Consider the following 14,694-nt stretch of genomic DNA (forward strand, 5'->3'; position numbering starts at 1 on the left):
TTTTTTTGTTTTCCTAATACTTATTATTATATATAATAAAACATTTATTTTTTTTTTTTCACCCCCCCCCCCCCCCCCCCCCCCCCCCCCCCCCCCCCCCCCCCCCGGCTGCGGCTTAATGGCGGTCGATCGCCTTTCTGGTTTCCTCTCCAGTGCGATCCGCTGCCATATCGGCTTCGATCTCAGCACTCTCGTGGCGCGTCTGGAGGACGTGCCATCCGATCCAGAAGACGAGCCCGATGATCACCATCACGACTTCGGAACCCTGAAATGGGTAGATCGCGCCGACGTCCTTGAGGTCCACAGCCCAGCTTTCCATTCCATTGGTAGACATTGCGGTTCTCCTTGCCCGTTGACTATTTGATCATGGCCTTTTCGGCGGTTCCCACTTCGCGGACCGACGCCTCGAATGCATGATTGAGGGCAAAGTCGACGCCCTCGAGTTCGACCTTCGCCGGTACGCGCAGGAGGTTCATGCTGCTGAGGATCTTGCAGACGACAAAGGTGGGTACGAAGCCGAGCACGAACATCAACACCGCGCCTGCAAAATTACCGATCGGGTTGATGTGGGCGAAGCCCTCGTAGGGCGAGGACGGCTGTCCCCACAGCATGAAGCCCGCCACCACGACCCCGAGGAATCCGCCATAACCGTGCACGGCAACGGCGCCTACTGCATCGTCGATCTTGAAGCGACGCTCGACGAAATAATGCAGCTTGTAGCAGATGGTCGGGACGATCGCGCCGATCAGCAGTGCCTGGATCGGGTGATAAAGGTCGTTGCCGGCCGAGGCCGAGATAATGCCGCAAAGCCCCATCGAGAACGTCCAGAAGGGGTCGCCCTTCGAGACGATATAGCCGGCCAGCATACCGCCCGACAGCGACATCAGGAAGTTGAAGGTGATCGCCGAGAGCGTGGTCGGCGCGAGATAGATGTTGGTCGCCGTCCAGGTTTCGCCGGTGATCTGGCCGGCAATCGTGGCCGGGCTGATCAGCGGAATGTTGCACGCGGCATAGAATCCCCAGAAGCCGGTGAAGATCAGGAACAGGCCGATCGTGACCAGCCAGACATTGTGGGGCGGGATGTCGCGCGCCGTGCCGTCGGGCCTGAACTTGCCGATGCGCGGCCCCAGCACGATGAGAAAGGCGAGCGCCGCTCCGCCCGCAATCGCGTGCACGACGCCCGACGCATAGGCATCATGATAGCCCCAGAGCTTCACCATCCAGCCTTGCGGATGCCAGCCCCAGGATGCGTCGAGGATCCACAGGACCGAACCGACCAGCACGGCGACAACCCAGAACGCACCCGAGCGCACGCGTTCTATGATCGAACCCGAGATGATCGACGCCGTCGTGATGGAGAACAGCAGGAAGGCGCCCCAGAACACGCCGTTGAGGCGATGCCACAGCGCGGCATCGGTAGGGGTGACCCCCGTCTCGCCTGGATTGACACCTGAGAGGTGGGTGCCCATCAGCGGATTCCATGGTTCGGCAAATGGTGCGGTGACAAGTCCGCCGGTGATGCCCGGCCCATTGGGAAAGCCGAAATAGATCCACCAGCCGAAAAAATAGAAGGTGATCGTGACGAGCGGGATTGCCATCGCGTTCTTCATAAGCGTTTTCAGGTGATTGCGTCGACGCGAGACCCCGACCTCGTACATGCAGAACCCGACATGGATCAGGAACATCATGACGATCGTCACCCAGTAATAGAATTCCGTGAAAATGGTCGTTAGAGCGTTGAGATTCCCTTCCATTTCATGTCCCCTCGGTTCAGTTGCGTTCCTTGCCTCTGAGTAAAACTTTTTGCATCTTAGTATTGCGCGCTTTTGGAGTTTTGAGTCAATATGGCGCGGACCGTCGCCGGGCCTCAGTGCCCTAGAGCGGCGAAACGCCGGCAATCGTGTGAGGAGAAGCAAGTCCATGACCGCATCCTGGAGATTTTCGACCTTGGCGGATCGCCATCGCGCGCTCGGTTCGAAGCTCGAAGACTGGAGCGGGATGGGCACCGCCTGGAGCTACGACAAGGACGCCGACGAGGAGTATGTCGCCATCCGCACCAAGGCCGGGCTGATGGATGTGTCGGGCCTGAAGAAGGTCCACATCACCGGGCCGTATGCCTCGCATCTGATCGACCTCGCGACGACGCGCGATGTGGAAAAGATCTATCCCGGCAAATCGGCCTATGCCTGCATGCTGAACGAGGCCGGCAAGTTCACCGACGACTGCATCCTTTACCGCACCGGCCCGAATGCCTGGATGGTTGTGCACGGTTCTGGCACCGGCCATGAGGAGTTGCAGCGGGCAGCCATGGGCCGCGATGTATCGCTGCGTTTCGATGACAATCTGCACGACCTCTCGCTGCAGGGGCCGACATCAGTCGATTATCTCGCAAAGCATGTGCCTGATATTCGCGACCTCAACTATTTCCACCACATGCAGACCCGGCTGTTCGGTTTGCCGGTGATGATCTCGCGCACCGGCTACACCGGCGAACGCGGCTACGAGATCTTCTGCCGTGGCCAGGATGCCGGCACGATCTGGGACACCATCCTCGACGAGGGCAAGAGCGCCGGCATCATCCCGTGCCGGTTCACCACGCTCGACATGCTGCGCGTCGAGAGTTACCTCCTGTTCTACCCGTACGATAATTCGCAGAAATATCCGTTCGAGAACGAAGGCCCCGGCGATACGCTGTGGGAACTCGGCCTCGACTTCACCGTCAGCCCCGGCAAAACAGGCTTTCGCGGCGCCGAGGAGCACTACCGCCTCAAGGGCAAGGAACGCTTCAAGATCTTCGGCGTGCTGCTCGAAGGCAAGGAGCCGGCCGACGAGGGCGCACCGGTCTATCGCGACGGCAAAAAGGTCGGGGTGGTGACCTGCGCCATGTATTCGCCGCTGGTCAAGAAATCGATGGGCATCGCCCGGCTCGACGTCGACTGCGCCGTCCAGGGCACCAGGCTTGAGATCCGCAACCAGAGCGGCGCCATCAGCGCGACGGCTGAGCCGCTTCCATTCGATGATCCGAAGAAGACCAAGCGCACGGCGAAAGGCTGAGGCATACTAAGAGAATGGCAGCGAAAAGCATCATCAGCCGGCCGGTCTACGGAACCCTGTCCCCGCAGCCCGGCAAGCACCATCTTTTCGTGGCGGATGCAGAAGGAGCGCTGGCGATATCAGACCTGGCCGCCAGGGCGCCCGATGGTTTCTTTGCCGATGCCCACATCATCTTCATCCCCGGCCAGGATGGCGGACATGTTGCCGCGCTCGAAGCGCTGAAGCCGGCGCAATTCTACCAGGGGCCTTCCTTCGCCAGCGCCCTCCCACGGCTGAAGCAGACGCTGGCCAACGCGCATATGGGCCTTCGTCTGTATCTCGCCGGCACCGAGGGACTGATCGGCCAGGCCATGCAGGCGGCGCTCGAAGCCGGAATCGACCACACCGCGATCCAGACCGAGCACCGCGGCTCCCTGGCGCGCCGCATCCAATGCGTCCATTGCAAGGGCATCACCGAAAACGTGACGACGCAGCCTGCAACCTGTTCGCATTGTGGCCTGCTTCTTCTGGTACGCGATCACTATTCCAGACGCCTCGCGGCATTCCAGGGCGTCTGCATCAATGCGGAAGACCGCAGCGAAATTCCTCCGACGGAGGAGATATTTCGATGAGCACCGGCACCACCAAGCTGGACGTCGTGGTGAGCGATGTCGTCCCGGTCAACGAATTGGTCACGCGCTTCCATTTCCGCAGGCGCGACGGCGCGTTGCTGCCTACATTCTCCGGCGGCGCCCATGTCGTCGTCGAAATGCGCGACGGTGAGCGGACCAGGCTCAATCCCTATTCGCTGATGGGTTCGCCGCTCGACACGCGCGAATATACCATCTCGGTGCGCCGCGACGATGCCGGCCGTGGTGGCTCGCTGTTCATGCACGGGCATGTCAGGCCCGGCATGGACATGGTGATCAGCTACCCGGTCAATCTTTTTTCGCTCGATCTGCGCGCCAGGAAGCATCTGATGCTGGCGGGAGGCATCGGCATTACGCCGTTCATGGCACAGACCGCGCAGCTGGCAGCCGAAGGCGGCAATTTCGAGCTGCATTACACCTGCCGCACCGCCTCGCTCGGCACCTATGCCGATGTGCTCAAAGAGCGCTACGACCGCCGGGTCAGGCTATATCACGACGACCGCGACGAGCGCATCGAGCTCGACCGGCTGCTGTCGTCGCAGCCGCTTGGCACGCATCTCTACGTCTGCGGCCCGTCGGGCATGATCGGCTGGGTGCGCGACCGCGCTGCTGCCTTGGGGTGGCCGACCGAGACAGTCCATTTCGAGCATTTCGCCGCTCCGCAGCCCGGCGTGCCGTTCGACGTGACGCTGGCGGTCAGCGGCAAGGCGATCCGCGTCGGCGAGCAGCAGAGCCTGCTCGAGGCGATCGAGGCCGCGGGTGTAGATCCGCCCTATCTCTGCCGCGGCGGCGTCTGCGGCCAGTGCGAAACCAATGTCATCGCGCATGACGGCAAATTCATCCACAACGACCACTGGCTGAGCGAGGAAGAGCATCGATCCTGCAGGAAAATCATGCCTTGCGTGTCGCGCTTCGAGGGCAGGTCGCTGGTGCTGGAAAGATAGGAGGCGAGCTTGGGCATCACCTTTCGCAACGAAACGTTCCGTAACGACTTCACCTTCAGCAACAGCCCGGAGCACATCAGGCGGTTTCCGTTCCCGTTCCACGAAGACAGTTACATGTATGCCGTCAACATCGAGCCGCATGTTCCGGGGCCGAAGGGCAGCGTGCTCGAAAACCTGATCGACGTCGACGAGCACTATGTCGCCGAGATGCAGGACCGGGCGATGGTGCTGGCGGAAGACCCGCTGCGCTGCCAGTCGCTGCCGCACATGACGCTGGCCGGCTGGGACCTGCTCGAACTCTTGATGGAACAGCAGGCTTTAGGCTATCCCGAGCATTTCACGCTGACGCGCGACGGCGACAGATGGCGCTGGATAAACCGCCCGCTCGGCATCGACGACAGCTTCACCTTCGGCGACGTGTCGACGCTGCCCTACGGGCCGATGGAATACATCACACGCCAGAGCCAGGGCGATTTCTGCATCCTCGACCAGCGCGACGGCAATCTGTGGATGGATGCCGGCATGGTCACCACCCAGGCCGACTGGTCGCTCGATTTCGACATCGGCATGAATTTCTTCGAGTGGCACGCGCCGGTGCCGCTGGCGCATGAGAAGGGCATATTCGTCCGGGCGCTGAAGTTCCTCACCAACATCCAGCAAGGCAAGCCGGCACGGCGGCTGAACTGGACGATGACGATCAATCCGCGCCTCGACACCAGCCCGGAAAATTATCACAAATGGGGACCGGACCGGACGACCGTGACGCCGGAGAATGTCGGCGACAAGGTCCATCTGCGCGTCGAGCTGCAGAGCTTCTGGCGGCTGCCGCGCTCGAACGGCATCGTCTTCCCGATCCGCTGCTACCTGATCAAGATGGACGAGCTGGTGACCCAGCCGAAATGGGCGCGGCGCCTGCACCGCGTCATCCGCGACCTTCCCGAAGAGCTCGCCAATTACAAAGGCCTGACGCGCTACCGCGCGACGCTGGTCGAATGGCTGTCGAAGCGGGATGATGGCAGCCCGACCTCGCCGGGCTTCGGGCCGGATTGAGTTTTGCCTGGGTTCCGTTTGCGCTGCCTCTCAAGACGTGGGTTCCTCGCCCCCGCAAAGCGGGGAGAGGTGGCCGCGAAGCGGCCGGAGAGGGGGCTTTCGTAGGGCGCAGTCCCCCTCTCCGTCTCGGCTTCGCCGAGCCACCTCTCCCCCGCTTCGCGGGGGCGAGGAACCCAAGCTGGAATTGCCCTCCCCCTTGTGGAGAAGTGTCAGGGGCGAGATTAGAGCGGGCAGATGCCCCAAAGCTTCCATGTAAAATAGCCCTGTCAAATGGATGCAAATGTCCGGCCGCCTGCCCAGGGAGACAGGCTGACGGCCGGACCGGCGCCTACTGCTGCGGCGCCGAATCTATGATCGACTGCATGGTTTCCTGCGCATTGGCGATGGCGCCATTGACGTCCTCGCCGAAGAAGACCTCGTTGATCATCTGGTTCCACGGACCGTTGGCGGAGTTGATCAGGTCGTTGAACACCACCGAATAGGGCGTGCGGCCCTTGGCCATGGCTTCTGCGGCGATCTTGTAACGTGGGTCCAAATCCTTCAGCGCCTCATTGGCGATGTCGCCGCGCACGGGAAGGCTGCCGTATTTCGCCAATATGGTCTGGCCTTCGAGCGAATAGGCGAAATCGAGGAATTCCTTCACCACCGCGATCTTCGTGGTGCCCTTGGTGACGACGAAATTGTCGCCGCCGGCAAAGGACGACCAGCCGCCATCCTTGCCCGGCAGGAAGGTGACGCCATAGTCGATGTCTGGATATTGCGTGTTCAGCGCGCCGATGGCGAAGGCGCCGGACGGCGAGATGCCGATATTGCCGGCGGCGAAGGCGGCAAAGAAGTTGGAGCCGGTATCGGTCTGCGCGCCTGCCGGCACCAGATCTTTCTTGACCATCGAGCGGTAGAGGTCGATGGCGCCGCGCAACTGCGGGCTGTCGAGCGTCGCCTTCGAGCCGTCCTCGGTGAGGATGTCGCCACCCGAGGCCCAGATCAGTGGCGTGAAGGTGAAGATGTTGCAGCCGCCGCAATTGCCGGAGAAATAGAATCCCCTAGTGTCGCCGCCGAGCGCGTTCACCTTCTCGGCATAGGCTTCGATCTCGGCCCAGTTGGTCGGGCCTTTTTCGGGGTCGAGGCCGGCCTGCTTGAACAGCTTCTTGTTCCAGATCAGCACCGAACTATCGGCGGAGAACGGCAGCCCGTAGATGCGGCCCTTGTAAGTGCCGGTTTTGACATGCGCCGGCGACAGGCTGTTGAAATAAGGCAGCGATTTCGCCCAGTCGGTGATGTCTTCGAGCTGGCCGGCGGCAGCGAAGGACGGCGTGTAGATCAGGTCGAGCGACAGTGCGTCGGGTGCCGTGCCGCCGGCGGCGGCGGCGCCGTATTTCGGGATGATCTCGGCATTGGGGATGATGTCCAGCTTGACCTGGTTCTCATGCGCCTTGTTGAAGGCATCCACGATGCGCGGCATGAAATTCGAGCCGTCGGCGCGGACCCAGATGTTGGCGGTCTCGGCGGCCGCGGACGGCCCGACCGTTGCCAGCGTGCCCAAAACGCTCGCGGCAAAGGCGAGCCCGGTAATGATGGTCCTCATGTTCTCCTCCTCATGTTTTTCTCCTCATTCGGCCGCGCTGCCCTGCGCGCGCGACCTCTTACTTTCATGCATGTCGTTATCCCAAAACCGCTGCGCACTTTTGGGCGACATGCATTGGTCTCAGCCGCCCGGCGGACGGCCGCATGACTGACGCACCACCAGCCGGCACGGCAGTTTTCGAATGCCCGGCTCGGCGGGTTCGCCGCCGACGAGCGAAAGCAAAGTAAGACCGGCCTCGCGCCCGAGTGCCGCCAGGTTCATGTCGACGGAGGTCAGCGGCGGGCGGGTTGCCTCGGCCACGATCTGCCAATTGTCGAAACCGATGACGCCGACATCGTCCGGCACGCCAAGGCCGCGCTCGCGCAGCGCGTCGATGACGCCGCGCGCGATCTGGTCGTTGCCGCAAAAGACGGCATCGGGCATTTCGCCCTTCGACAGCTTGCCGTCGAAGAGCTTTCTCACCGCCTCGTGACCCCACGCTTCCGACCACGATCCGAGCAATGGTTCCATGACCGGCAAGCCTTTCTCGGTCAGCACGTCACGATAGGCCTGTGCCCGCACGTGCACCACCGCAAAACTCGCCGGCCCGGTGACATGGGCGATGCGCCGCCGCCCGAGCCGGCAAAAGTGCTCGACCGCCAGGCGCGCACCGCCGGCATCGTCAGACACAAAAGCGATGGCGCCGGGATCGGGCTGGGTGAATGCGTAAATCGTGGGAACGCCGAGATTGGCGAGGTCGACCGGCAGATGGCGATCAATGCGCTTGCCAGTGGCTATGATGCCGTCGACGCGCTTGTCGAGCATGGCATCGACATGGAGCTGGCCGAGGCGCTGGTCATCTTCGACATTGCACAAAAAAACCGAGACGCCCTTGTCGACCAGCGCATCCGAGATGCCCGACATGACCGGCAGCGAAAAGCGGCCATAGGTGTCGTTGGTCAAAAGACCCACGGTGAAGGAGCGCCGGCGCAGCAGGCTCTGCGCCAGGCTGTTCGGCCGAAAGCCAAGCCGCTGCGCCGTCTCGCGAATACGCTCGCGCGTCGCGGCCGTCATCCGCCCCTGCCCGTTGAGCGCTTTTGAGGCCGTGGCGACACTGACGCCGGCAAGGGCGGCCACCTCACGGAGGGTGACCGGCTGCTTGGCGGGCGTTGGCGCGGCGTCGGAAACCATGGTGCGCGGTGAATTCCTCAGTTGGGAAAAGGTTTTCTCTTATCAACCCTGCGAGGCGCTGATTGATGAGGTCAGCGGATGTAGGGCGACTTGGGAAAAGGTTTTCTCAGATGGAGATTAGGAGAAGGTGGAGGGGTTGGCAAGGGGCTTGAGACCTTGGCCGAAGGCATAGTTACCCTCGCGGTGACACGGGGGCGCTCCCGGCAAGCAGGCCACGTATATCCCGAGGTCAAAGTAGGTCTCGGCGAATGACCCGTCTGATCATCTAAATAGAGCGGCTCGTAGATGGCCCGACCATTTGTTGCTCGATCTGGTTGACACAGGCCAGTCATAACAGCGACTTTGCGATCCCCCCAAGATCACCATCGATTGAGATGACCCGAACCGTACGCAGGATAAACGCCGCGCCAGACAAGCCTGAAGATGCTAGTCCGCGACCATTTTCAGATTTTGCCGGGCAAACAAATATCGTGCTGCTCGGCGATCCCGGCGCTGGGAAAACACACCTTTTCAGAGTATCGGCAGCGGCGGAGCCGGGAAGGTTTATTAGGGCACGAGATTTTCTCAATGCACCGGCGCCCTTGCTGCAAGGCCAACCGCTGTTCATCGACGGGCTTGACGAGAAACGGGCCGGCCGAGGCGACCGAGACATAGTCGATGCACTCGTGACAAAGCTCTTTGCCGTCAATCCGCGAAAGGTAAGGATTTCGTGTCGAGCAGCTGACTGGCTCGGCGAAAGTGATCTCGCTGCGTTTAGTCCGTTCTTCGAACAGCAAGGGGAAGCATGCCTTCTCCATCTCGAGAGCTTATCGCGATCTGAGCAGATCGCAGTGTTGGCAGGGCAGAACGCAGGTACAGATGCGGCGACAGCATTCCTCAACGAAGCCGAGGATCGCGGCCTTGGAGACTTCCTCGAAAACCCCCAAAATCTCATCATGCTATGGCGCGCCGTGCACGCGGGCTCTTGGCCTGCTGCTCGCAAGGAGTTGTTCGAGGTATCAACGAAGCTGATGCTTCAAGAATTCAACCAGGAGCGAGCGCGATCAGGAATTGGGACGTATTCGGCCAGTGAATTGCGGCTGGTCGCTGGAGCAATCTGCGCGGCACGCCTAATCGCCGATGTCGAGGCCATTAGCCTGACCGACCAGGAGGGAACCCCCGACATCCCAAGTTATCGCTCGCTCCGTTTTTTTCCCCCGGAGGAAGTTCTTGCGGCTCTCGGTCGGCGAGTTTTTGACTCCGGATCTGAACCGGAAACCGTCGACTACGCGCATCGCACGACTGCGGAATTTCTGGCGGCAGAATTCTTGGCAGCGCTAGTTCGTAGCGGTTTGCCGTTCGGTCGTGTCGCAGCGTTGATCGGTGTGGATGGTCACCCTGCAGCGGAGTTGAGGGGCTTGCACGCTTGGCTAGCAGTTCAGCTGCCCGAGCACGCTGACCAACTCATTGAGGCCGATCCCTACGGTGTGCTTACATATGGCGATGCAGGTGCACTATCCCCATCTGCCTGCTCGGGTCTCGTGCGCGCGCTCGACAAACTGTCGCGTTCCAACCCCTGGTTCCGTTCCGGAGATTGGCAATCTCGGCCCATTGGCGCGCTGGCGCGGCCGGATATGGTCGATGAATTCCGCGCAATTCTAAACAGCCCGGATGCAGGTTTCGGCGTCCGTTCAGTGGTCATAGACGCGCTGTCGCTGGGAACGCCGATCCCTGTCATGCTCCCGGATCTTGCTGCAGTACTTGCACGCCAAGCTTTGCCCTATGCAGAGCGGGTTCATGCATTTGAAGCACTGGTTCGCCTTGGCGACCCGGGTAAGGCAGCCATCCGCAATACAATGCAGACGCAGCCAGGTAGGACCCTCGACGACCTCCGTCTCCGCGCCGACATCATACGAACTTTTTATGGCGATCCATATGGCCCACCTGATGTGGTCGCTCTCGTCGATGAGTCGGCGCAGGTGGAGCGAACCGTCAGTTCAGGGATGCTATGGCGCCTCGCAGACAGTGTCCCAGCCGCGGATCTTCCCAAAGTATTGGACGGCATAGACTCACCGAAATCACCCGAAGGCGGCTTCGGTCCGGAAAATTGGGAAGTGGGTTCGTTCTATGGTCGCGTTCTGGTGCGCGCTTGGCGCGGGTCTGGCGAGTTCGATCCGGCCCGCGTATTGGGCTGGCTTCGCAAGCGCATGGCCTTCCGGGGTGGCCAACAAAGTCGCGCAAGAGATTTGCGTAGTGCGATGCGCGACACGCCGAACCGTCTTCGCGAGCTTGCCAGTTATTTCATCCGAAGCACGCCAATCGACAAGGATCGCTGGCTTGCCTTGAATCGCTTTCGCGAAGCGACATTATTCGAATTGGACTCTGGCACGCTTGCAGAGATCGTCGTCGGGGAGATGGAGACAGCTAAAGACAGTGATCGACGTGTCTTCCTCTATGAGGTTGGTCTTGCACTATCGTTCCAGACCGAACTGACCAGCAGCTCGACGCTATTCGATGACCTTTACGCCCGTGCTGACCATGATCCAATTCTGAGGGCGACGCGTGACGCAGCCGTGGCGGTTAGCCTGCCACAGGGATACTTCAACGGTCGCTCCAGTCGTGGTGTAAATGCCGCAGACAGCCGCGAACGGCAGGCGCGGGACTTCGACAAAGACATTCAGCAAATTAGGCGTGGCGAGCATCTTGGCTGGCTCGCGCATATCGCACGCGTCTATTTTGGGCTTTATGGCGGTGCAGAACGCGCTCTATCACCCCGCGCGCGAATCGCGGCTCGGTTCGGCGAACAACGCACAGATGCTGCACTTGACGCGCTGGCGGCAGCGCCTTCGCGAAGCGACGTGCCAAGCTTTGCCGAGGTAATGGCGCTCTACAGTAACCGGCAGCGTTACGATTGGTGGTTCGCGATCGTAGCCGGGCTCAACGAACGGTGCTTGGCTGGCCAGGGGCTCGCTGGATTTTCCGACGATTTTCTGAAGGGGATGCTGGTCATCTCTGTAGCTAATCCTGTTCCGTCTATCCAGGATGGTGAGGAACGGTGGACTGTGCATCCTTGGCGCAATGCGCTCGCAGAGCATCGGCCTGAAGTATTGCGAGATGCGTATCTGGCGATGGCACAGCTTCGCTTGTCGCAAGATGAACAGAGCGCGGATGGCCTCACCGAACTTTTAACCGAGCCCATTTTTGAGGCCTATCGCGGAGACATTGCGCTTGATCTCTTGTGCCAATTTCCGAACGCACATCCATTTCGACTTGCGGATCTTCTTGACGCAGTAGCAAAAATTCCTGCCACGCATGAAGGCTTCCTTCGGCTTGCCCATCAAGTTATTTCCGGCGCGGTTAAGGTCGATGAACACCAACGTGATCTATGGCTCGTCACCGCCTATTTGATCGCTCCAGGGGACTTTGAGACCGAAGTGCAGCAACGCGCCGCCGCTCATCCGGGACTCATATTCGACTTCCGCGACCGTGACTGGTTTCTGCGAGATGGCAACCCTGGAAAAGGCACGTCCCTGCTGCCCAGGGTTGAGTTCATAGCGCAACTCACGGGGCGCCTTTTTCCGGATACGCCACATCCGTCCAGCGGCTGGTCGGGCGATACAAATGACTGGGATGCATCCGAATATTTCCGCATCCTGACGAACATTGTTTCGGCATCACCTAGCTCTGCCGCAACGGACGTACTGGTCAGGCTAGAGGCCGATCCTCAACTTGCATCCTACAAGCCACACATTCTTTACGCGCTTGCCAATCAACGGCAGCGACGCAGAGATGCTGAATATGAGCGGCCCAACTGGCCCAAAACGGTGGCCGCCCTAGCTAACGGTGCGCCCGCGACCGTGGCGGATCTTCATGCTCTGGTTGTAGCGCAGATGCGCGATCTCGCGCACCGCATCGCGCGGGCGAACACCGATATTTACAAGCAATTTTGGAATGTCGACCCGTTCTCGAAGCCAACTGCACCGCGCCCCGAGGAAGCCTGCCGGGACGATCTCATAACGCTGTTGAGGCCTCAGCTTCTGCCGGTTGGCGTCACCGTTGAGCCCGAAGCACATATGGTTGCCGATAAGCGCGCGGATATTTCTGTTGCCATGCCTCGCAGGAAAGTCCTCTGCGAACTAAAACGGGATTACCACGCCGATGTTTGGACGGCGCTGCTGGGGCAGCTTGAACGCTTTTATGCACACGATCCAGAAGCAAAAGGCTTTGGTGTTTATTGCGTCTTCTGGTTCGGGGACAAAAGACCTAAACAGATCCCCACTCCGCCGAACGGAATGAAGCCGCCCCAATCGGCAGCGGAGATGGAGACGATGCTTAAAGGCCTCGTGCCCGAGGCGATGAGAGGCCGTCTGGCCGTCATTGTCATCGATGTGTCGGGCAAGGTTTGATGTGCGGGCGCGATTGCCTCTTTGTCGACTGGCCCTGGCAGACCCTCGATTCCTCGTGCCTAAACCACAGGCGCAACGAATTTGCCAGTTGTCCGCCCCACGCTGCCTCACTGCTTAAAACAGTACTCGCGGTGCCATTGCAAGAAACGAGGATGCGGGCGGTCAAACGGTCGGCGAGGCGGAAGCACGCGACGGGTCCTGTTTATGAATGCCTGCACGCTGTCGAGGTCATTGACCTGTCGCGAGATCAGGATTTCCAGATCGTCGGATAAGCTGATCAGCCCGCGATCAAACATCCAATGCGCGGTACCGGACAGTGCGATCCCATTGTTGATGACATCCGGGCCGTTCGCTTCGACCGGTCGAATATGGGCGGCTGAAACTTCTGCTCGGCCGCCGCCATTTGTCAACTTCAGTCCCGTGATCGCGCAGCGCTCGTCATAGGCGCGCAAGACGATGCGAAGGAAAATGCGGTCCCGTACAATTCGCGATCCGATGTAGTTTACGCGATCACGGCTCTGCTCGAACTCGAACGGCGCCTGCTCATCCTGAAAACCGGTAGATGTGCCGACCTCATCAAGGCGCGGCAGCAACAACTCACTCGTGTCCAGGCCCAAATCGATAATGCGGTTGAAGTCGCTTGGACTGATCTGCCGGACGGCCGATTGGGCGCGACCGGAAATCCGTCCTTGGTCGTTGAATAGGCCTCGTTCAACGAGACCATCAGGTCCGTTAAATGGAACAGGATTGACGAAATCGAGATAGGTTCTGGGCTCGATCAGAGCGAGGTACATATCAGGCGTCACAGGATCGGGAATGATCTTTTGGACTTTTGCTACGGCGTAATAGCCACGGGTATCGTTTACCTTGAGGCTCGTAGTAAATGATCCAGTCGCCGACGCATGCTTCGACACGACGTAGGTACGGGCGAGGAAACTGGTATTGCTCTGCGGGGCGGTCGTTGTAGATCGAATCTGAGCGGTGAATGAAGACCCCGAATCCCATGATCTTCCTGCAATGCGTTTTTTGGGAATATCTGCCTCATATGTAACACCAATCCGATCTTGGGAACTTAGTCGAGGTCGGAGAAGCTTTTCCCCATGGTATCGGTCCTTTGGAGGCGAATAGCCCTAACAAGCGCCGCCCATATTTTCACGAGGCATGTCGCAACGGGCCACCGCCATCCGTCCTCTGACAAAAGGAGAGCGCCATGAGAAAACTCATCGTCACCGAATTCATCAGCGTCGATGGCATCGCCGAGGTCGAGAAATTGCCTGGCGTGACCTGGAACGATGAAATGCAAAGGTTCAAGGAAGACGAGCTTGCCGACAGCGGCGCCATGCTTCTGGGGCGCGCGACCTACGAGATTTTTGCCGGCTCATGGCCTGAGGAAACCGGAGATTTCGCCGAGCGGTTCAACGCGTTGCCGAAATATGTCGCCTCGACGAGCCTGAAGGCGCTCGACTGGCAGCCGGCCGAGCTGCTGCAGGGCGCATTACCGGAAGCGGTCAGAAAACTGAAGCAAGGCAGCGGCGGCAACATCTATGTGCATGGCAGCCTCAGCGTGGCGCAGGAATTGCTGCGCCATAGTCTGGTCGACCGCGTCAGGCTGCTCAGCTACCCCGGCGCCGTCGGCCAGGGCAAGCCGCTGTTCCCGCCCGGCGCGCAAGTGCCGCTCGCGTTGATTTCGGCCACGCCATTCAGCAACGGCGTGGTGGCGCTTGAGTATGCGGCTGTGATGGGGAAGTCGTGATGACAGCCAATCTCCCCCCTTGTGGGGGAGATGCCCGGCAGGGCAGAACTGTCTTGGAAGTCAAGCTGTTTGCCATGGTTTTTGGTCCCTGACGATTGCATTGAGGATAGTAAGAAGCTTGCGC

Annotated in this window: 10 protein-coding genes and 1 pseudogene; 6 read left to right on the plus strand and 5 right to left on the minus strand. The window is 60.2% G+C overall.

Features of this window, described 5'->3' with window-relative positions; translation table 11 throughout:
* Positions 1 to 115 precede the first annotated feature (115 nt).
* Both AC0L25_RS11220 and AC0L25_RS11225 read right to left on the minus strand, forming a co-directional pair.
* Positions 116 to 334: a hypothetical protein gene (locus AC0L25_RS11220; RefSeq protein WP_095483890.1), complete on the minus strand. Its 219-nt coding sequence runs from the start codon at positions 332 to 334 to the stop codon at positions 116 to 118.
* 22 nt (positions 335 to 356) lie between these two features.
* Positions 357 to 1,754, minus strand: a complete 1,398-nt coding sequence (locus AC0L25_RS11225; RefSeq protein WP_473595542.1) for an ammonium transporter — start codon at positions 1,752 to 1,754, stop codon at positions 357 to 359.
* A 166-nt stretch (positions 1,755 to 1,920) separates the two neighbouring features.
* On the opposite strand from AC0L25_RS11225, the gene AC0L25_RS11230 reads away from it, so the two are divergent.
* Genes AC0L25_RS11230 through AC0L25_RS11245 form a run of 4 tightly spaced genes read left to right on the plus strand, consistent with a single transcriptional unit; the run spans position 1,921 to position 5,677 of the window.
* Entirely contained in the window at positions 1,921 to 3,054 is a 1,134-nt protein-coding gene (locus tag AC0L25_RS11230) for an aminomethyl transferase family protein (protein WP_473595543.1), read from the plus strand.
* A gap of 14 nt (positions 3,055 to 3,068) precedes the next feature.
* Positions 3,069 to 3,665: a dimethylamine monooxygenase subunit DmmA family protein gene (locus tag AC0L25_RS11235; protein WP_473595544.1), complete on the plus strand. Its 597-nt coding sequence runs from the start codon at positions 3,069 to 3,071 to the stop codon at positions 3,663 to 3,665.
* Positions 3,662 to 4,627 (plus strand): PDR/VanB family oxidoreductase, encoded by a 966-nt coding sequence (locus tag AC0L25_RS11240; RefSeq protein ID WP_473595545.1) that lies wholly within the window; start codon positions 3,662 to 3,664, stop codon positions 4,625 to 4,627. Before AC0L25_RS11235 ends, AC0L25_RS11240 begins: the two co-directional genes overlap by 4 nt.
* Before the next feature lie 9 nt (positions 4,628 to 4,636).
* Positions 4,637 to 5,677: a heme-dependent oxidative N-demethylase family protein gene (locus AC0L25_RS11245; RefSeq protein WP_473595546.1), complete on the plus strand. Its 1,041-nt coding sequence runs from the start codon at positions 4,637 to 4,639 to the stop codon at positions 5,675 to 5,677.
* A 328-nt stretch (positions 5,678 to 6,005) separates the two neighbouring features.
* Here the strand turns inward: AC0L25_RS11245 and AC0L25_RS11250 are convergent, their stop codons facing one another.
* Together AC0L25_RS11250 and AC0L25_RS11255 are read right to left on the minus strand one after the other, a co-directional pair.
* Positions 6,006 to 7,262 (minus strand): ABC transporter substrate-binding protein, encoded by a 1,257-nt coding sequence (locus AC0L25_RS11250; RefSeq protein WP_473595547.1) that lies wholly within the window; start codon positions 7,260 to 7,262, stop codon positions 6,006 to 6,008.
* 120 nt (positions 7,263 to 7,382) lie between these two features.
* Complete coding sequence (locus AC0L25_RS11255) at positions 7,383 to 8,432, minus strand: LacI family DNA-binding transcriptional regulator (RefSeq protein ID WP_473595548.1); 1,050 nt, start codon at positions 8,430 to 8,432, stop codon at positions 7,383 to 7,385.
* Between the two features lie 374 nt (positions 8,433 to 8,806).
* Here AC0L25_RS11255 and AC0L25_RS11260 point away from each other — a divergent pair, with 374 nt between their 5' ends.
* Positions 8,807 to 12,817: an NACHT domain-containing protein gene (locus AC0L25_RS11260; RefSeq protein WP_473595549.1), complete on the plus strand. Its 4,011-nt coding sequence runs from the start codon at positions 8,807 to 8,809 to the stop codon at positions 12,815 to 12,817.
* Between the two features lie 107 nt (positions 12,818 to 12,924).
* Here AC0L25_RS11260 and AC0L25_RS11265 read toward each other — a convergent pair.
* Positions 12,925 to 13,822, minus strand: a pseudogene (locus tag AC0L25_RS11265) (HNH endonuclease).
* Positions 13,823 to 14,027: 205 nt separating this feature from the next.
* On the opposite strand from AC0L25_RS11265, the gene AC0L25_RS11270 reads away from it, so the two are divergent.
* Entirely contained in the window at positions 14,028 to 14,570 is a 543-nt protein-coding gene (locus AC0L25_RS11270) for a dihydrofolate reductase family protein (protein WP_473595550.1), read from the plus strand.
* The last annotated feature ends 124 nt before the right edge of the window (positions 14,571 to 14,694 follow it).

The organism is Mesorhizobium sp. WSM4813, assembly GCF_055811555.1.